The organism is Actinomyces culturomici (assembly GCF_900499005.1).
In the GTDB taxonomy this organism is placed as follows: domain Bacteria; phylum Actinomycetota; class Actinomycetes; order Actinomycetales; family Actinomycetaceae; genus Pauljensenia; species Pauljensenia culturomici.
On sequence record NZ_LS991317.1, the window covers coordinates 112,881 to 132,210 of the forward strand.

The 19,330-nt window shown below is 67.7% G+C and carries 12 protein-coding genes; 7 read left to right on the top strand and 5 right to left on the bottom strand.

From position 1 onward, the window contains the following. The first annotated feature begins 34 nt into the window (after window positions 1–34). From DY157_RS07565 to DY157_RS07590, 5 genes are all read left to right on the top strand, one after another. Window positions 35–1,327 (top strand): MFS transporter, encoded by a 1,293-nt coding sequence (locus tag DY157_RS07565; protein WP_218938070.1) that lies wholly within the window; start codon window positions 35–37, stop codon window positions 1,325–1,327. After that, the gene (locus DY157_RS07570) at window positions 1,324–2,154 is read left to right on the top strand and encodes an alpha/beta hydrolase (protein ID WP_115728062.1); all 831 of its coding nucleotides are present in this window, start codon (window positions 1,324–1,326) and stop codon (window positions 2,152–2,154) included. Before DY157_RS07565 ends, DY157_RS07570 begins: the two co-directional genes overlap by 4 nt. 14 nt (window positions 2,155–2,168) lie before the next feature. Then, complete coding sequence (locus DY157_RS07575) at window positions 2,169–4,898, top strand: glycoside hydrolase family 78 protein (RefSeq protein ID WP_115728063.1); 2,730 nt, start codon at window positions 2,169–2,171, stop codon at window positions 4,896–4,898. Between the two features lie 101 nt (window positions 4,899–4,999). Then, complete coding sequence (locus DY157_RS07580; protein ID WP_175578449.1) at window positions 5,000–6,340, top strand: hypothetical protein; 1,341 nt, start codon at window positions 5,000–5,002, stop codon at window positions 6,338–6,340. Window positions 6,341–8,207: 1,867 nt separating this feature from the next. After that, window positions 8,208–9,461, top strand: a complete 1,254-nt coding sequence (locus DY157_RS07590) for a multicopper oxidase domain-containing protein (RefSeq protein ID WP_407923468.1) — start codon at window positions 8,208–8,210, stop codon at window positions 9,459–9,461. 87 nt (window positions 9,462–9,548) lie between these two features. Here DY157_RS07590 and DY157_RS07595 read toward each other — a convergent pair whose 3' ends face one another. Next, window positions 9,549–10,304 carry an NYN domain-containing protein gene (locus DY157_RS07595; RefSeq protein ID WP_235827127.1) on the bottom strand — a complete coding sequence of 252 codons (756 nt, stop codon included), beginning with the start codon at window positions 10,302–10,304 and terminating at the stop codon, window positions 9,549–9,551. Window positions 10,305–10,487: 183 nt separating this feature from the next. On the opposite strand from DY157_RS07595, the gene DY157_RS07600 reads away from it, so the two are divergent. After that, the gene (locus tag DY157_RS07600; RefSeq protein WP_115728064.1) at window positions 10,488–11,702 is read left to right on the top strand and encodes an MFS transporter; all 1,215 of its coding nucleotides are present in this window, start codon (window positions 10,488–10,490) and stop codon (window positions 11,700–11,702) included. 34 nt (window positions 11,703–11,736) lie between these two features. On the opposite strand, the gene DY157_RS07605 is transcribed toward DY157_RS07600, so the two are convergent. The 4 genes from DY157_RS07605 to DY157_RS07620 form a co-directional block, all read right to left on the bottom strand. Next, window positions 11,737–13,011 carry a LacI family DNA-binding transcriptional regulator gene (locus DY157_RS07605; RefSeq protein WP_218938071.1) on the bottom strand — a complete coding sequence of 425 codons (1,275 nt, stop codon included), beginning with the start codon at window positions 13,009–13,011 and terminating at the stop codon, window positions 11,737–11,739. After that, entirely contained in the window at window positions 12,897–13,754 is an 858-nt protein-coding gene (locus DY157_RS07610) for a carbohydrate ABC transporter permease (protein ID WP_115728065.1), read from the bottom strand. Before DY157_RS07610 ends, DY157_RS07605 begins: the two co-directional genes overlap by 115 nt. After that, a complete protein-coding gene (locus DY157_RS07615; protein ID WP_115728066.1) occupies window positions 13,751–14,692 on the bottom strand; it encodes a carbohydrate ABC transporter permease in 942 nt (313 codons plus the stop codon). The genes DY157_RS07610 and DY157_RS07615 overlap by 4 nt, the downstream gene beginning before the upstream one ends. A gap of 63 nt (window positions 14,693–14,755) precedes the next feature. Beyond that, the gene (locus tag DY157_RS07620) at window positions 14,756–16,078 is read right to left on the bottom strand and encodes an ABC transporter substrate-binding protein (protein WP_115728067.1); all 1,323 of its coding nucleotides are present in this window, start codon (window positions 16,076–16,078) and stop codon (window positions 14,756–14,758) included. Window positions 16,079–16,514: 436 nt separating this feature from the next. On the opposite strand from DY157_RS07620, the gene DY157_RS07625 reads away from it, so the two are divergent. After that, the gene (locus DY157_RS07625) at window positions 16,515–19,097 is read left to right on the top strand and encodes an alpha-L-rhamnosidase (RefSeq protein WP_235827171.1); all 2,583 of its coding nucleotides are present in this window, start codon (window positions 16,515–16,517) and stop codon (window positions 19,095–19,097) included. Window positions 19,098–19,330: the final 233 nt, after the last annotated feature.

Below are 19,330 nucleotides of genomic sequence, written 5' to 3' on the forward strand. Positions count from 1 at the left end.
GTGTGAGTTATTGAGATTCAAGGAGGAATCCACGGTGTCCACCCCGCTCGCGACCGCATCCCGGGACGCATCTGCCCACGAAGCCCGCCGACCCAACGAATGGCGCGTCGGCGTCATCGCCGGCATGGCGTCCTACATCGACGCCGCCGCCATGGTCGGCACCGGCATCGCCCTCGCCATCTACCAGGCGACCATCGGCCTCACCCCCGGTCAGCTCGGCATCCTCTCGGGCGCCCTCACCTTCTGCGTCGCGATCGGCTCGATCGTCGGCGGCCGACTCGGCGACACCTTCGGCCGCCGCAAGGTCTTCATCATCACGATGGCCCTCATCGTCTGCGGCGCGGGACTCTCCTACGCCTCGGCCTCGTTCCTCCCGCTGTTCCTCGGCATCGTCCTCATCGGCCTCGGCATCGGCGCGGACCTCCCCGTCTCCCTCGCCACGATCGCCGAGGGCGCCACCGACAAGAACCGCGGCAAGCTCATCCTCCTGTCGAACCTCCTCTGGCTGCTCGGCATCGTCGCCTCGATCCTCATCGCCTCCTTCTGGGGCAACCTCGGGCGCGCTGGCGGCCAGCTCCTCTTCGCCCACGTCGGCGTCATCGCCGCGATCGTCCTCGTCGGGCGCCTCACGATCCCCGAATCCACCGTCTGGCTCGAGGCCGCCGCCCGCCGCCGCGCGGGAATCGTCGAGGAGGCCCCGAAGGCCAAGGTCGCCGACCTCCTCAAGGCCCCCTACCTCGCACCGTTCCTCGCGCTCCTCAGCTTCTACACTCTCGCGAACCTCGGAGCGAACACGACCGGCTCCTTCAACACCTTCATCGCGACGACGATCGCCGGCGCGACGGTCGAGGAGTTCAACCGCTGGGCCCTCATCGCCCTCCTCGCCGCCCTCCTGCCGGGCCTCCTCTTCATGAAGTACGTCGACACCCCCAAGCGCATGCCCTTCTACGTCGTCGGCGCCATCCTCGCGACCTCTTCCTACGCGCTCGTCGGACTCGTCGGCGTCACCCTCATGACGATGGTCATCGCGCTCTTCGTCGCCGCCACCGGTCACGCCTTCGCCTTCGAGGGCATCATGAAGGTGTGGACGCAAGAGTCCTTCCCGACGATGCTCCGCTCGACCGCCCAGGGCACGATCCTCGCCGTCGCGCGAGTGATCGCCGCGGCCTTCGCGACCGTCACCCCCGCACTCCTCACCGCCAACGCCCGAGGCGTCTTCCTCGGACTCGCCGTCGTCGTCGCCATCGGTTTCGCGATCGGCGGTCTCTACTTCCGCGGCTCGACCCGCAACGAGTTCGCGCTCGAGGCCGAGGAGGCGCTCGCATGACCCCGGCGACCCCGTCGTCCGCTCCGATCCCCTTCACCACGAAGGATCGATCGATCCCGGGACCCCACGGAGACGTCCTCACGCGCTTCTACCTGCCGTCGGTGCCCGTCGGCGTCGGCCTCGTCTGGCTCCACGGCGGCGGATTCTGCATGAACGACCTCGACGTTCCCGAGGGCGACGGGGTCGCCCGACTCCTCGCCGCGGCCGGAATCGTCGTCGTCAACGTCGACTACCGGCTCGCCGTCGACGGCGTCCACTTCCCAGTCCCCGGGGACGACGTCCGCGCGGCCTGGCTCGACGCCGTCGTCTCCGAGCTCGGCGGCGTCCCCGCAGACCGCTGGCACGTCGGCGGCGGCAGCGCCGGTGGGAACCTCGCGGCCGTCACCTGCCTGCGCATGAGGGACGAGGGCGGACCCCTTCCCGCGAGCGCGATCCTCGTGTACCCCGTGCTCCACGACGTCATCCCTCCCGCCCCCGCCGATCTTCTCGCCCGCATGGACGAGATCCCCGAGGAGGCGCGCTTCACGCCCGAACTCTGCGACGAGCTCAACCTCAACTACGTCGGCGATGCGAGCCTCTGCGCGCACCCCTACGCCTTCCCGGCGCACGGGGACGTCACCGGCTTCCCGCCGGCCCTCGTCATCACCTCCGAGCTCGACACCCTGCGGCCCTCGGGCCAGGCCTTCGCCGCGGACCTCGCGTCGGCCGGCGTCGACCTCCGCCTCGTTCGCGAGCCGAACGCGCTCCACGGGCACCTCAATCGCCTCGAAACGCCCGAGGCGCTGCGCACCGTCGCCCGAATCATCGACTGGCTGACGGCCGAGTAGGAGAGGATCCGACCATGCCGACCCCGACGCACGGCGCGCCGACGCCCACCGCCCCGATCTTCGAGCACCACCCTGACGCCCGTCTCGGCATCGGCGAGGCGTCGCCGCGCCTGTCCTGGAGGGTCGCCGGTGCCGCCGACGCGATCGACCCGAACTACCGCCAGCGCGCAGTCCAGCTCGAGATCGCGGTGACCGATCCCGATGGCGCGTCGCGGACGAGCCTCGTCGAGCTCGACACCGCCGATCAGGTCTTCGTCGACTGGCCGCTCGCGCCGCTCGCCTCCCGACAGGGGGTCGACGCCCGCGTCCGCCTCTCCGACGGCGCGTCGTGGGGCGAGTGGGGCCCGGCGGGCTCGGTCGAGGTCGGCCTGCTCGACCGCACGGACTGGGCGGCGATCCCCGTCGGCCCGAGGCCGGGCTCGATCGCGCCGGGCGCCCCGGACCGGATCGATCCCCGGCCCGATCACCTCCAGTCGGCCGACATCCCGCGCGGCCTGCGCGGATCCCTCACGCCGCCGTTGCGCGCCCCCGGGCGGATCCGACGGACCTTCCGCCTTCCGGCGCGGGCGCGCCGCGCCCGGCTCTACCTCAGCGGGCACGGACTCGTCGAGGCGGAGATCAACGGGCGCCGCGTCGGCGACGAGGTCCTCGCGCCCGGCTGGACGAGCTACCACCACCGTCTCCGCTACTCGACGTACGACGTCGCCGACCTCCTCGTCGAGGGCGAGAACGCCATCGGCGTGTGGCTCGGCGACGGCTGGTGGCGCGGGCGCCTCGGCTTCGGCGGCGGGAAGCGGGACGTCTACGGCGAGGACCTCTCCGCCCTCGTCCAGCTCGAGATCATCGACGAGGACGGGAACGCTCATCTCATCGTCTCCGATGCGAGCTGGACGGGCGGCCCCGGTCCGATCCTCTCCTCCGGCCTCTACGAGGGCGAGGTCTTCGACGCCCGCCTCCACGACCCGGCGTGGTCGACGCCCGCATTCGACGACTCCGAATGGACGCCCGTCCGCGCGGAGGCCCTCCCGGCGACCGCCCTCGTCGCACCCCTCGGCCCGCCCGTCCGTCGTGTCGAAGAGCTTCGCCCCCGCGAGATCGTCGACAAGGGCGAGGGCCGCTACATCCTCGACTTCGGACAGAATCACTCCGGGCGCCTCCGAGTTCGGGCCGACGGCCCCGCGGGCCACCGACTCCGCCTCAGGCACGCCGAAGTCCTCCAGGGCGGCGAGCTCTGCCTCGAGCCGCTGCGAACCGCGGATGCCGAGGACGTCCTCGTCCTCAGCGGGGCCCCCATCGAATGGGAGCCGCGATTCACGATCCACGGCTACCGCTACGTCGAGGTCGCGGGGTGGATCGGCGAACTCCGCCCGGACTCCGTCGTCTCCGAGGTCGTCCACTCCGACATGGAGCGCCGCGGATGGTTCGACTGCTCGAACCCGCTCATCGCGCGCCTCCACTCGAACGTCGTGTGGTCGCTCCGGTCGAACTTCGTCGACATCCCGACCGACTGCCCGCAGCGCGACGAGCGCCTCGGGTGGACCGGGGACCTCCAGGTCTTCGCGCCGACCGCGGCGTTCCTCTACGACGTGTCCGGCGTCCTCGGCTCCTGGCTCGAGGACCTCGCGGCCGAACAGGCCGACCTCGACTGGGTGCCCCCGTACGTCCCCTACGTCCCCCTCGAGCCCTTCTCCCTCCTCCCGAAGGACCCTATGGCGGTCTGGGGGGACGTCGCGGTCCTCACCCCGCTCGACCTCGCCCGGTCGACGGGGGACGACGCCGTCCTGCGCCGCCAGTTCGACAGCGCCCGGCGCTGGCTCGAGCACGTGCGCAGGTCCGCCGGCCCCGGCCTCGTCTGCCACGCTTCCGAGCAGTTCGGCGATTGGCTCGATCCCTCCGCGCCGCCCGAGGATCCCGCCGGCGGCGCCACCGACAAGTACCTCGTCGCGACCGCCTACTTCGCCCGCGCCTGCCGGGCCTTCGCGGCCCTGTGCGCCGCGATCGGCGAGGACGCCCTCGCCGCCGAGTACGCGGAGCTCGCCGACGCCGTCGCGAGAGCCTTCGCGCGCACGTGGCTCGACGAATCGGGGGCTCTGCGCGCGCCGACGCAGACGGCGCTCGCCCTCGCCCTCGTCTTCGGCCTCTTCCCCGATGCCGGGGCCGCGCGGGAGGGCGGGAAGTCCCTCGCGCGGATGGTCCGCGAGGCCGGCGGAAGGATCGCGACGGGCTTCGTCGGGACGCCGCTCATCGCCCACGCGCTCACCCTCGCCGACCACGTCGACGAGGCCTACCTCCTCGTCGAGAACACGGAGTGCCCCGGATGGCTCTACGCCGTGACCCACGGGGCGACGACCACCTGGGAGCGCTGGGACTCCCTTCTGCCCGACGGCACGGTGAACTCGCCGACGATGACCTCGTTCAGCCACTACGCGTTCGGAGCGATCGCCGATTGGCTCCACCGCGTCGTCGCGGGGATCTCGCCGACCGAGCCCGGCTATCGTCGGATCCTCTTCGCACCGCGCCCCGGCGGCTCGGTGACGAGCGCGCGGGCGGAGGTGCTCACGCCCTACGGACCCGCATCGATCGACTGGTCGCTCGAGGGCGGCGTCCTCGAGGCGGAGGTGCTCGTGCCCGTCGGCGCGGAGGCGACGATCGACCTCCCCGGCTCCGAGCCCGTCGCCGTCGGACACGGGCGGCACGTGCTGCGTCGTCCCTTTCCCGCACGAGGATCCATCGATCGACGCTGACCTCGTCGATGCCCCGAATTGAGAGGAATCCAACCCTGGAAAAGAGGGGGCCTGGCCGCTAGCGTGGGGATTCGTCCCCGCCCGCGGAAACAGGAGGTCAGATGGCGTCCACGGAGCCCCACGCCGCCCCTGCGACGGTGCCCGCGCGCCCTCGCGCACCACGAGCCCGTCTCGTCCTCCTCGCGCTCGCAGGTATCTCCGTCCTTTCAGGGCTCGACGCGGCGCTCGTCCGGCTCGGGGCGCTCGCCCCCGTCGCCTCCGCCGAGCTCGGGAGCGTCCACGGCCTCCTCATGGTCTACGGGTTCCTCGGGACCGCGATCTGCCTCGAGCGGGCGGTCGCCCTTCAGACCGGGTGGGATCGGCCGCGGCGCTGGGCGTACCTCGCGCCGCTCTCCTCGGGTCTGGCCGCCCTCGCCGCCCTCGTCCTCTCGGTCTCCACGACCGCGCGGACCGCCGTGTCCGAGCTGCCGATCCCCGCGTTCCTCACGGCCCGCCTCACCGGTTTCGCGCCCGCCCGGATGCTCCCCGGGCTCCTGTGGACCCTCGCGATGGCGGTCCTCGTCGGGATCTACGTCGAAGTTCACCGGCACCGGCAGGCGTCGTACGCGGTCCTCGTCCAACTCCTCGGGGCGATCATCGGGCTCGGCGGCGCCCTCGCCTGGTGGCGCGGCGTCGAGACGCCGACCGTCGTTCCCTGGCTCCTCATGTTCCTCGTCGTGACGATCGTCGGGGAGCGCCTCGAACTCGCGCGCATGAGCTTCCTCGGCGGCTCGACCGCGCCGCGCGTCCTCGCCGAATCCCTCGCCGTCCTCGTCGCGCTCGTCGGGACGCTCCTCGCACCGCGCGTCGGGTATCCGGTCCTCGGGCTCGCGCTCGGCGCCCTCGCCCTCGACACCGCCTGGCACGACGTCGCCCGGCGGACGATCCGCCTGCCCGGTCTGCCGAGGCTCGCGGCGACCTGCATGCTCTCCGGGTACGCGTGGTGCGCGGTGCCGGCTCTCCTGTGGATCGCGGCCCCGCCCGCCTCTTCCGGATACGGGTACGACGCCGCGGTCCACGCGCTCACCCTCGGATTCGTCGTCTCGATGCTCCTCGCGCACGCGCCGGTGATCATCCCGGCCGTCGCGAAGCGCGACGTCCCCTTCCACCCGATGATGTGGCTCGCCTGGGCGCTCCTCGAGTCCTCGCTCGTCGTCCGCCTCCTCGCCGGGGCGCGCAGCGCCGAGCCCGCGTGGCGCTTCGGCGGCTCCCTCGGCGTCGTCGCCGTCCTCGTCTTCATCGGAACGACGCTCGTCCTCGCCGTCTCCTCCGGCCGACCCGCGAAAACGCACACAGTTTCGGCCTCCGACCCCGCAGAGACCGAAGAGGATCCGCGGAATTCCGCGGATTCCGATTCCGCCGATTCGGAAACTGTGTGCGTTTCTGCAGGAGAGCGCCGATGAGCGCGGTGAGCGGCTCGCCCGCGCGCGGACCTCGCCGTCCGCGCGTCCCCCGCACCGACCGGATGACGACTGTCTGGCTCTGTCTCGCGCTCGTCGCCGCCGTCGCGACGATCCTCGTCGCCGGGAGGATCCCCCAGCCCCTGTGGACGATGGTCCACGTCCTCACGCTCGGAGTGCTGACGAACGGGATCCTCCAGTGGTCGTGGTACTTCGCGCGCGCCCTCGCCCACCTCGGCCCCGCCGACCCGAAGGCGGGGCGGCGCAACACCTGGCGGATCGCCTCCTTCAACGCCGCGCTCGTCCTCCTCACGGCGTCGATGTGGACCGGGTGGCTGCCCGGAACGCACCTCGGCGCGACGGCAGTCGGGCTCGTCGCCGCCTGGCACGGCTACGACCTCCTCATCGCGGCGAAGTCGCGCCTCGCCTCCCGCTTCGTCGTCGTCCTGCGCTTCTACCAGGCCGCGGCCCTGTTCCTCGTCCTCACCGCCTCGCTCGCCGGGCTCCTCACTGCAGGGATGTTCTCGGCGAGCGCGCCCGCCTGGCTCGTCTCCTCCCACGACGCGCTCGTCCTCGCCCACGCGATCCTCGGGGTCGGCGGCTGGATCGGACTCACCGTCGGCGGCACGCTCGTCACCCTCGGCCCGACCGCGCTTCGCACCCGCATGCACGCCGACGCCGTCCCCCTCGCCCTCAAGGCCCTCCCCGTGTGGATCGCGGGCCTCCTCGTCGCGGCGACGAGCGCCGCCCTCTCCCTCCTGCCCGGCATCGGCGCGGGCCTTCTCCTCGTGCTCGGCGCCATCGTCTACGGGATCGCCCTCCCGCTCGTGCGGTCCGCCGCCGTCAAGGGCCCGCGCGAGTACGCCTCCTGGTCGATGGCGGCGGGCCTCGCATGGATCCTCCTCGGCGTCGCGGCCCTCGCGGTCAACGCCCTACGCGCGGCGAGCGCGACGGATCTGCGCGCCGCGGACCTCGACTGGCTCGTCCTGGCGGGCGTCGGCGGCGTCGGGCAGCTCTTCATCGGTGCCCTCTCCTACCTCATGCCGGTCGTCATCGGCGGAGGCCCCTCGGTCGTCCGCCTCGGCGTCGCCGCGATCGAGCGCTTCGCCCCGGCCCGGGAGGCCGCCCGCAACGCCGCACTCGCCCTCCTCGCGCTCCTCGCCCTGGGCGGCACCTCGGTTCCGGGGGCGGCCGCCGCGTGCCGGCTCGTCCTCGCGGCGACCTTCGCGCTCGATCTCGTCCTTCTCGCGCGCTCGGGCATCGCCCAGTCCCGCGCCGCCCGCGCCCGCGCCGAGCAGTCCGGCGCCTCCCACCCGGTCCCCGCGCCCCTCCCACGTCCCGCGGGCGCGACCTCGCTCCTCGGATCGACGAGGGCGCCCGGAGCATCCGATTCGCCCGCTCCTTCGCAACCACCCAACCCTTTCACCCCGGCGTCACCGCCCGATTCGCGGTACGCCGCCGATTCGCCCGACCGACCGACAGATCCCGCCCGCCCCGAGGAGGCCCCGCANCCCCACGCCGGCCGCGCGTTGACCCTCCTCGCCTTCGGGGCCGGCCCCGCGCCCGAGGCCGACGCGGCCGCGCCCTCCGCCGACGGTGCCCGCCCGCCTGCGGAGCGCCTCGCCCCGGCCGCGGCAGCCGCCGATCCCCCTCGGGCTCGCCCCGCCCGCGCCCCGCCCGGGCCGAGAACCCCCAGTCCTCGCCCGTTTCGCGCGCGACCTCCGCCCTCATCGGCGTCGTCGGCGTCGCGGCCCTCCTCCTCGCCGTCGTCCTCGCGAACCCCGCGTCGACGCCCGCGCTCGACTCCTCCGGCTCATCGGAGTCGGAGGCCGCGACCTCGTCGATCACCGCCACCGGCAAGACGACGGAGGTGACGATCGGCGTCGAGGGGATGAGCTTCACGCCGAACGAGATCGACGTGCCCGCGGGGAATCGGCTCGTCATCACCGTGAACAACACGGCGGATCAGCGCCACGACCTCGTGCTCGCGACCGGGGAGTCGACGGGGTCGATCGCGCCCGGGGCGAGCGCGACGCTCGACGCCGGGGTCATCACCGGCGACGCCGAAGGATGGTGCTCCATCCCCGGGCACCGTCAGGCCGGGATGACGCTGAGCATTCGGGCGACCGGGGCCTCGTCCTCCTCGACGTCGACGGGCGCGACCGGATCGTCCGGAATGGACATGTCGATGAGCGGGATGAGCCACTCCTCGGGTTCCACCTCCTCCTCGACCTCGACCTCCGCGCCGACGATGCAGGAGCTCTCCGACTACGCCTCCTCGGTCGACGCCCGCGACCCCGCCCTCGACCCGGTGGGAGCCGGGACCGAGCATCGCTACACCTTCACCGTCATCGAGCAGACGGAGCGGGTGACCGACGAGCTCACCCGCGAGACGTGGACGTACAACGGCACGAATCCCGGGCCGATGCTCCACGGGAGGATCGGCGACACCTTCCGGATCACCCTCGTCAACAAGGGGACGATGAGCCACTCGATCGACTTCCACGCCGGGCTCGTCTCCCCCGACGAGGTGATGAAATCGATCGAGCCGGGGCAGACCCTCGAGTACGTCTTCGAGGCGAAGAACGCGGGGATTTGGCTCTACCACTGCGCGACGACGCCGATGTCGATGCACATCGCGAACGGAATGTTCGGGGCGGTCGTCATCGACCCCGCCGACCTCGACCCCATCGACCACGAGTACGTCCTCATCGGGTCCGAGCTGTACCTCGGCGCCGACGGCGAGGTCGCGGACGCCGCGAAGCTCGCGGCGCTCGCGCCCGACGTCATGGCCTTCAACGGGCGGGCGTTCCAGTACAAGGCCCACCCCCTCGAGGTGAAGGTCGGCGAGCGCGTCCGCGTGTGGGTCCTCGACGCGGGCCCGAACCTCGGGCTCTCCTTCCACGTCGTCGGCACCCAGTTCGACACCGTGTGGCGCGAGGGCGACTACGCGATCCGCGGTCGGGGGGCGGGCGGGGGCGCGGCCCAGGTCCTCTCCCTCGCGCCCGCCGAGGGCGGATTCGTCGAATTCACTCCGCTCGAGCCCGGGCACTACAACTTCGTCAACCACGCGATGAGCCTCGCCGAGAAGGGCGAGGCGGGAACCTTCCTCGTCACCGAGTAGCGAGGTTAAGGCGAGCCAATTTAGGCAATCTGGGGCCCAAGAGCCCCGGCCGGCTTCCTCAAGGCACCAAGTATTGCGCCTAGCGCATTAGTCATCAGCGTCAGTTTCGGAGATGCCAGCCTGATGAGACCGTCCACGCTTCCCAAAATCTGGATGGAGCGCATGGAGAGGATCCTGCTCGTTCCTCGGTGGACGACTCACACATTCGCGAACCCCGTCAATGTGCTCGTTCAAGCTGGCACTCACTTTCGCCCACATGGGATCGAGAATGAAGTCGATTCCCTCCCGCCTTGCGTGCTTGGCCGCGGGAACGAAGTCGGAGTCTCCTGAGATCATGATGATCTGATCGACAATACGACGGTGCGCAAGAGAAGCAATATCGAGGCCCATCCGCATATCCACACCCTTTTGGGTGATCTCAGCACGGAAGTCCGAGGGAGTGAGCTGGTCAACTCCGCGTCTACCAGAGCACAAGTCTTTTGTCGCACGATTCGTCAAGCGATCCCCTTCTTGCGTCTCGAGTTCCTCACCCCGCCGCAGCGCGACCTTCCGTCGCTTGACGATCTCTCGAAGGAAGTCCGTCATCCACGAATATTCAGGACTCTTGCCGAGATTGACTTGCTTCTCCGTGAGAGGATGGAAGAGGACTTTCTGGGACGGAGGGCAGTCATAGTAGAAAATCCTGTACAGCGAAGACTTTGATTCCTTAATGTGACGTCGACAATACTCAACAAGCTCGTCCGCACGATCTGCGGGGCACTTCTTTCCAAACAGGGCTCTTGCCCGATGCCGGTAGAAGCCCCCATCGACCATTATCGCAGTGATGATTTCCCGATTTCCCACCTACATCTCCTCACCGAGATAATCAAAAAGGGCTTGTCATCGGCACACTCCATATTGGCGGAGGGTCAACGGCAAAGCCCTGCGGCCAGGCTAGCCCAGTCCTACGCACTGGTCAACGGGACCGTGACCGATCGGGCACTCCCGGGCGGGAGCGCGCGGGGCGCGCGCCATTAGGATCGACAGGTGCTCTCCCGCTATCTCGACGTCCTGCGCATCAACCGGGCCTGGCGCTTCTCCGCGGCCGGGCTCGTCCTGCGCCTCCCGATGTCGATGATCGGGATCTCGATCATCCTCCTCATCAAGGCGTCCTACGGGAACTACTCGCTCGCCGGCCTCGTCTCCGCCGTCAACGTCGTCGCGACCGCCCTTGCGGCTCCGTCGCTCGCGCGCCTCGTCGATCGGCGCGGCCAGTCGCGGGTGATGCTCCCGGCCCTCGCCGTGTGCTCGACCGCGACGACGGGGCTCCTCGTCGCCTCCGTCCTGCACGCGCCTCCCGCCCTCGTCCTCGTCCTCGCGGCGATCGCCGGCGCCACCTGGGGATCCCCCGGCGCGATGGTCCGCGCCCGCTGGGCGAGCGCCGTCGAACGCCCCGGCGATCTGCAGACCGCGTACGCCTTCGAGTCCTCGATGGACGAGGTCGTCTACATCCTCGGCCCGGTCTTCTCGACGGTCCTCGGGACGCTCCTCCACCCCGGGGTCGGCGTCGGCCTCATCGTCGTCTTCCTCCTCGTCGGCGGGATCGGCTTCTACTCGCAGCGCGCGAGCGAGCCCGCCCCGGCCTTCCGCGTGCCCGGCGAGAAGCGGCGCTCGGTCCTGCGGATTCCCGCGATCGTCGTCATGGTCCTCACCTACATCGGCGCGGGCATGATGTTCGGCGCGAACGACGTCGCGGTCGTCGACTTCGCCGCGGCCCTCGGCGCCCCCGCGATGTCCGGGGTTCTCCTCGCCGTGTTCTCCTTCGGCTCCCTCATGTCCGGGCTCCTCTACGGCGCTCGCGTGTGGCGCTCGCCCCTGTGGCGGCTCTTCGCCCTCGGCGTCCTCGGCATGGGCGTCGGCACGACGACCTTCCTTCTCGCCCACAGCCTGTGGACGATGGCCCTCGCGATGACGATCGCCGGGGTCGCGTGCGCGCCGACGATGACGAACGTCAACACGATCATCGCGCGCGTCGTCGACGCCGACAGCCTCACCGAGGGCCTCACCTGGGTCTCGACCTCGCTCAACATCGGCCTGTCGATCGGCTCGGCGCTCGCCGGACCGGCCGTCGACGCGTCGGGCTCGCACGGCGGCTACCTCGTCATGGTGGGCGCCGCCTGGGCGATGGTGGCGCTCATGCTCGTCGGCCTGCCGACCCTGCGCCGCGCGACCGAGTCCGCCCATTCCCCCTCCGCCGACTGAACGGCGATCGACGAGGGCGGGGCGGTGCGCCCGATCAGACGGAGACGGATCGCTCCGCCTCGCCTTCCGCTGGTTCGTGGAATCGTCCGATCACATCGACAACCGTCGAGCCGCGTACGACGAGCCGAGGTTCGATGACGATCCTCTGATGAACGTGAACGCCGTCCCCGTCCATCTCATCGATCAGCAGGCGAACAGCCGCCTCGCCCAGAGCCTTCCCCTCCATCGTCACGCTCGTCAGCGGCACACGACAGTCACCGGCAGAAGCGTTGCGATCGCAGCCCATGACGGCGATGTCCTCAGGAACGCGAATACCTGAATCGAGAAGTCCTTCGATGAGACCGGATGCGAGTTCATCGGTCACCGCGAGGATCCCGTCGGGCCTGTTCTCCGGACTCCGATTCGCGATGCGCGATGCGAGGTCCCGGCCGTCGGACTCCTTCACTCCATAGGTGAGGAGCTCCTCGAATCCGGCAGTGGACTCACGCATCGCCTTGCGCACCCCCAGCCTGCGAAGTCGAACCGGTTGGTATCGCGCATCTGCTCCGGCGGCGAAGGCGATCCTGCTGCAGCCGATGTCGAGGAGGTGCGCGACGGCGATCCTGCCGGCCTGCTCGTTGTCGATGACGACCGTGCAGAGATCCGGATCCGCATGGTCGTAATTGATGATGACGACTGGCACGCCTCGGCCCTTGAGCCGGGCTACGTGGTCAAGCGAGTCCTGCATAGGGGCGAGGAGAAGACCCGCGACCCTCGCCTCGTTGAACGAGTCGACGTTGTCCCCCTGCGCCTGGAAGTCATCGGCGCTGTCGGCAAGAAGGAGGTTGTGGCCGGCGGCGCGCGCCGCGGCCTGCGCTCCGCGCGCGACATCGACGAACATGGAATTCGAAAGGTTGATGACGACTAGGCCGATCGATCCCGAACTCCCGGATGCGAGCGTGCTCGCGTTCCCGTTCCTCACGAATCCCAACTCGTCGATCGCACTGCGCACGCGTTCGATCGTCGCCGGCGACACTCGATCCGGATGATTGAGGACGTTCGACGCGGTACCGAGAGAGACGCCTGCGAGTTCCGCGACATCGCGCAGCCTCGGCGAGGCGCCGGTTCGGCTCGGCATCGGTTTCCACCCCGTTCCACATTCCGTAACGACGGGCGCGACCGGGAGAAGTCGCCCCCGGCCGCGCTCCGGGAAAGTCATCCCTTCACTGCGCCCGCCGTCATGCCCTCCTGGATCTGCCTGTTGAAGAAGGCGAACATGATGAGCGGCGGGATCGTGATCAGCAGGACATCCATGAAGAGGAGGTTCCACTGATTGAGGCCCTGCGATTGGAAATTGTAGAGCGTGAGCTGAACGGTCTCATTGCCCTGGCCGGGTAGGAAGTAAAGGGCGTAGGTGAAGTCGTTGAATACGGAGACCGCCTGCACGACGATGACCGTGACGATCGTCGACTTCAGAAGCGGGAAGATCACCCTGAAGAAGAGGCGCATCGGCGAGGCACCATCGATGATCGCGGCCTCGTCCAGCTCCTTCGGGATCGTCTCGACGAACGCGCGGAACAGCATGATGCAGAAGGACAGGCCGAAAGCAACATGCACCGCGATCAGCCCGGCGAGCGTCTTGTAGAGCCCGACGCCTTGAAGCACCCAGATGGTCGGCACGACCGCCGGAGGGATGATGAGGCCCATCATGACGAAAAGGTCGATGACGACGTTCCACTTGGAGTTCCGCCTTTGAAGCACATAGCCGACCATCGCTCCGAGGATCACCTGAATCGCAACAGCGGCGACTGTGACCACAGCGGAGTTGATGAATGCGCGGATGAGGACGTAGTCCTGCGTCGCGATCACCGTCTTGAAGTTCTCAACGAAGGCGAATTCGGTCGGCAGTGAGAACTGCAGCAGCGACGCCTCCTTCTGAGTCTTCGCCGCCGTGAGGATGATGAAGACGAATGGAACGATGAAGACGACGATGCTGACGAGGATCGCGACGATCCCTGGGACGAGTCCCTTGTGTGCCCTCTTGTTCGTCACTGGCGCGGTCGTGGTGCTCATGACTGGTTCCCCCTCCGATTGAGCCAGAAATTCAAGGGGATGACGATGAAGGCGATGACCAGGAAGAGGACGACGTTCCCGGCTGTCGACAGCCCGTAGAAGCCCGCCTGATACTGCTTATAGATCACCGAGGCGATGACATCGGACGAGAATCCCGGGCCGCCCCTCGTCATCGTCCAGATGAGGTCGAACGACCGAAGGCCGCCGATGAGCGAGAGAATGATGACGGTGACCGTTGCGGGACGGCACAGAGGAAGCGTGATGTTCTTGAAGATCTCCCATGCGCCGGCACCGTCCATTTTCGCCGCTTCGACGTACTCACTGGGGATCGCGACGATCCCGGAGATGTAGATGACGGTTGCGAGTCCGACACCCTTCCAAACGTCGACGCCGGCGACTGAGAAGAGCGCGAGGTGGGGGTCTGTCAGCCAACCGGGCCCCTCGATCCCGACGAGGCCGAGCAACCTATTGACGAGGCCGTCCTGCGGGTCGAGAAGCACCTTCCACGTCACTCCGACTCCGATTGTCGAGACGAGCACCGGGAAGAAGACCACCGACCGGAGGTAGTTCCGTCCGAAGACCTGCGACGTGAGGAGCACCGCGAGGGCGAGTCCGAGAACAACCTTCGTTCCCGAGGTGACGAATGCGTAGATGAAGGTGTTGATGAAGCCCTTCACGAGCGAAGGCTCCTTGAAGAACTGGACGAAGTTGTCCAGTCCGATGAACTCGATGTCGAAGAGAGTCCACCGAGTGAGCGAGAAGTAGAACGAGGCGGCCGTCGGAATGAGGAAGAGCACGACGAAGAACAGTCCCGCAGGAACGTGGAACCACAAGGGGTAGTACGAGTCGAGGCCCTTCCCCTTGCGCTCCCGCTTCCCGGAAGTCTCGTCGGTCGCGTTCTTCTTCGTTCGCCGAACCGGCATGCTGACTGATGTCATTGCTCCTCCAACCAGACGATGCCGGGGCGGGCGAAAGCTCGCCCCGGCATCATCAGTCGATCGTCACCAACCCTCGAGACCGAGCTGCTGGGCCTGCTTCTCGACGTCCTGATCGTAGAGGGCCGCCCCCTCCTTGGCGGTCGAGATTCCCGAGCCGACCTGGACGGTGATCTGCTCGAGCGACGGGCCCTTCACCGGGGAGAGGAATTCGAGCGCGAGACCCGTCTTCCCCTCGTCGAAGTACGGGGTCATGTCGGACACGAGCGAGGTCGCCGTGTCGGGGAGCTCGCAATCGGTGTTGACGAACGGACCGCCGACGGTGATGGCGGAGCCCATCACCTTGCACGCATCGGGGGTGGCGAGCCAATTCAGCAGTTCGTAGGCGGCGTCGAGTTTGTCGCCCGTGGTCGACTTCGGGATGTACATGCCGTTCGGCGTGCCGATGGTGAGGCGAGTGTTCGCCGCATCGTCCGCGGGGATCGCGAAGACTCCGAGCGACTTGTCGGCTTCGGGGTAGTTCTCACCGATCGCTGCGGAGACGTTCGAGGTCAGCATCGGATAGTGGGCGGCGGTGCCCTCGGCAAGCATCTTCACGCCGTCGTCGTAGGTCGCGGAGGCGAAGTCCTTGTTCATGTAGCCGGCGTCGAAGACGTCCTGCATGTGCTGGAATCCGGCGAAGGCGGGCTCATCGGAGTACTTCGCCTTGTTCTCGGTGTACTTGGTCGCCCAGTCGGGATCGGCTGCGAGGACGTTGGCCGCATCGCCGAGGACGGGGACCTGCGAAGTCCAGGTATCCGAATACGTCTGGACAACGGGGGTGATGCCGGCTGCCGCGATCTTCTCGTTGTTCGCCATGAAGTCGGACCATGAGGTCGGGATCTCCAGGCCGAGCTTGGCGTAGATGTCCTTGTTGTAGATCATGCCGAAGGCGAACGACGCGCCGACCGGGAGCCCGTAGATTCCCTTGTCCGTCGAAGCAGCTTGCTTCCAGTTGTCGTTGACCTTAGACACCCACGCCTGATCCGAGAGATCGACGAGCGTCGAGTCGGGATTGAGCGCCTGGAGGAGAGAGCCGGAGTTGTACCAGAACAAGTCGTTCATGTCCCCGGTCGACAGACGGGTCTTCACGAGATTGTCGCCTTCCGATCCGGAAGGGTGGGTCTCGTAGGAGATCTGAATCTTGTCGTGGGAAGAGTTGAAGGATTCCTTGAGCGCGTCCCAGAGCGCGATCGAAGAGGGATCGGAGTCGATGTAGATCGAGAGCTCGGTCTTGCCATCGGATCCGGCGGACGAGGAAGACGTCCCCGATCCGCAGGCCGAGAGGCCGAGGGCGCTCACGGCGGCGACCACGGTCGCCGCCGCGAGAACAGACTTGCGATGTGTCATGCGAATGCCTCCAAGTGGTGACGTCAGCACCGCTCCCCCATTGGAACGATGAGAGCCATGAAGTTGAAGCGCTTCATTGCGATTCCACGATAGATCCGCTTTGGAAACCCCGTCAAGAGGATGGCCCATTACGATTCGGGAACGGACTTTACAGGGACCCATGCTTGCAACAAAGCCGCTTGATAGCCCTTCCAACGAAACCAATCGCTGACGGAGCATCCCAGCAACCAGTGATGAGGTCTTGCAAAATCCAGATCGAAGCGCTTCAATACGAGTGTTTACTCGACCACATGTGGCGCGACGGAGCGCCGCTCGATTGCGAGGCACTGACATGACGACGCTTCCCCCGACCGAAGCCGCGGACACCTCGATCAAGGCCGTCGCGCTCCATTCGCGCTTCTCCCCCTCACTCATCGGTCTTCCGCTCGAGGAGTCGATGGTTCGATGGAGCGTCGAGGCCACTGATGGATGCGAAGCCTCCATCGGCTACCAGCTTCGAGTTCGTTCGAATGACGGCGAATGGATCGAATACCAACCTGTTTCAGGAACTGACGACCAGTCGGCTACCGCTCCAGGAGGTCCACTCGCCGAACGGGAGAGGCGCGACTGCTCGGTACGCGTCGCCACGCCGAACGGGTGGAGCGCATGGTCCGCCCCTCTTCGCCTCGAGGGCGGGCTCGCGGCGAACTCGTTCGATTCTGATGTCATCGGGCTCGAGTCCCCGGTCGAGGGTCCTTGCGCGCTCCTTCGCAAGGAGTTCAACCTTGATTTCGAACCGGTGCGAGCTCGCCTTTACCTCTCAGCTCTTGGTCTCGTGGACGCGCGGATCAATGGTCGGCCCGCTTCAGACCGCCAGCTCACCCCGGGATGGACCGAGTATTCCGAACGCATTCTCGTGGATTCGTTGGACGTGACCGACCGCCTACGTCGAGGATCGAACGCCATCGCCCTCACTGTCGGAGATGGTTGGTACAGAGGCAGGTACGGTTTCGTTTCCACGACGGAGATCTACGGTTCACGATCAGGCGCCGCAGCGCGGATCGAAGTGTTCGGCGCGAACGGCGAGTCGACCGTCATCCGAACCGACTCGTCTTGGATGGGCGGCTTCGGACAGATCCGTAGCGCATCCATCTACGACGGTTCAACCATCGATCTTCGCCTTGCGACCGGAGACCCCTCGCAGCCCGGCTTCGACGAGACGAACTGGCGCCAGGTGGAGCGCATCGGTCGTGCCGATAATCGGTTCGAGCCGCGCTCAGCGGCCCCCGTCCGTCCGGTCGCCGCGTTCTCGATGATCCCGATCGCGGGCGACATGGAAGACGCGTCCATTCCGGTCGTGTTCGACGCGACGCAGAATATCGCCGGCTGGGTGAGACTGACCGTGGCAGGAGCGGCCGGGGCGGAAGTCGTCGTCACGCATGCGGAAGTCCTCGAATCCGACGGTTCGCTTCATACGGCGTCCTTGAGGAGCGCCAAAGCGACCGACCGATACATCCTCGCCGGGGAGGAGCCCGTAACCCTCGAGCCCGTGTTCACATTCCACGGGTTCCGCTACGCCCAGGTCGCCGGCCCCGTCCGGATCATCGGCGCAGAAGCCATCGCCATCTCCTCGGACCTTCCACGACGAGCCGAGTTCACCAGTTCTCACGCGGCGCTCAACCGCTTCCATGAGAACGTCGTCTGGTCGCAGCGGGACAACTTCGTCTCGATTCCCACTGATTGCCCTCAGCGCGACGAGAGACTCGGGTGGACGGGCGATGCGCAAGCCTTCGCGGCGACGGCCAACACGCTGTTCGACTCGGAGTCGTTCTGGATGTCGTGGTTGCGCGACCTCGAGCTCGATCAGCCCGAGGATGGTGCCGTCGCCTCCGTCGTCCCCAACATCATCTCCGGGCTCGCCCACATGGGCGGCGAGGTCATCGACGACATGGGACGGGCCGGCTGGGCAGATGCGGCGACCATCGTGCCGTGGTCGACGTACGTGTCGACGGGTTCGACGGAGGTTCTCGAGAGACAGCTGTCATCGATGCGCCGCTGGATCGAACACCTGAGGCGTCGAGCGGGAAAGGAGCTGCTTCTCCCCGACGAGCCCTTCCAGTATGGCGATTGGCTCGATCCGGATGCCCCGGTGGACCAGCCGTGGAACGCGAAGGCTCCCGCCCGATTCGTCGCGAATGCCTTCTACGTTCACTCGATTCGCATCCTCGCGCGCACGGAGGGGCTACTCGGCCACGCCGAGGAGGCTCACGAACTCGACGCACTCGGAAGGCGCCTCGCCGACGCTGTCTGGGCCGAGTGGTCGGAAGATGCCCGTAAGACCCAGACGGGCGCGGCGATGTGCCTCGAGTTCGACATCGTCCCCGAGGCGGAACGCTCGTCTCTCGCCGAATCCCTCGCGTCTGACGTTCGCAATGAGAGGGGACGCATCGCCACAGGATTCCTCGGCACGCCTCTCGTCCTTTTCGCACTTTCCCATTCCGGGCATTGGGAGGAGGCCTACTCGATGCTCCTCCGCCGCGAGGCGCCCTCCTGGCTGTATCAGGTGGACCGCGGAGCGACCACCGTATGGGAGCGCTGGGACGCGATCAAGCCCGACGGTTCGATCCATGCGGGCGAGATGGAGGACGATGAGGGCGGCATGATCTCGTTCAACCACTACGCCTACGGCGCGGTCATTGATTGGGTGTATCGCAATGTCGCCGGACTCGAGCCGATCGAACCGGGATACCGGACGTCTCGAATCGGACCTCGCCCGGCGAGCGCCTTGACGTCGGCGCGCGCGACGATCGGAACCGCCTACGGGGACCTCGCCATTTCGTGGGAACTTTGCTCTCCGAAGACTCTTCGCATTGATCTCACCGTGCCTTTCGGAAGCCGCGCGATCCTTGATCTGCCGACCACGGAGTCCTCGCTGACAACCGTGAACGGCGGCCCGGCCTCTGCTGAACTCTTCCACGGCAGCTACACCATCGAAGTGACGGATCCGGCCATTGCGATGGTCGATGCACCCGCATCATGAACTCCAAGCCTCCTGCCGACCCAGAGTCGATCCTCGCGAGATGCCCATTGCGGGCTCTCGACGTCGGAGATCCCGACGAAAGACCCGACCGGGTCTGGCTCTACCCCCGCGCTCAGTTCGCTCGCGGCGCACTCCGGGCGCTCGTCGAAGGAAGTCGACGAGCGGCGCGGCATGTCTCTTATCCCGATAACGCCCTTCCACCGAGTCGACGCGCGGAATTCATCCTCGACGGA

Coding starts and splice junctions, on each gene's coding strand:
- DY157_RS07615 (WP_115728066.1), bottom strand. CDS start 14,692: ATGACATCAGTCAGCATGCCGGTTCGGCGAACGAAGAAGAACGCGACC.
- DY157_RS07575 (WP_115728063.1), top strand. CDS start 2,169: ATGCCGACCCCGACGCACGGCGCGCCGACGCCCACCGCCCCGATCTTC.
- DY157_RS07620 (WP_115728067.1), bottom strand. CDS start 16,078: ATGACACATCGCAAGTCTGTTCTCGCGGCGGCGACCGTGGTCGCCGCC.
- DY157_RS07625 (WP_235827171.1), top strand. CDS start 16,515: ATGGTTCGATGGAGCGTCGAGGCCACTGATGGATGCGAAGCCTCCATC.
- DY157_RS07570 (WP_115728062.1), top strand. CDS start 1,324: ATGACCCCGGCGACCCCGTCGTCCGCTCCGATCCCCTTCACCACGAAG.
- DY157_RS07610 (WP_115728065.1), bottom strand. CDS start 13,754: ATGAGCACCACGACCGCGCCAGTGACGAACAAGAGGGCACACAAGGGA.
- DY157_RS07580 (WP_175578449.1), top strand. CDS start 5,000: ATGGCGTCCACGGAGCCCCACGCCGCCCCTGCGACGGTGCCCGCGCGC.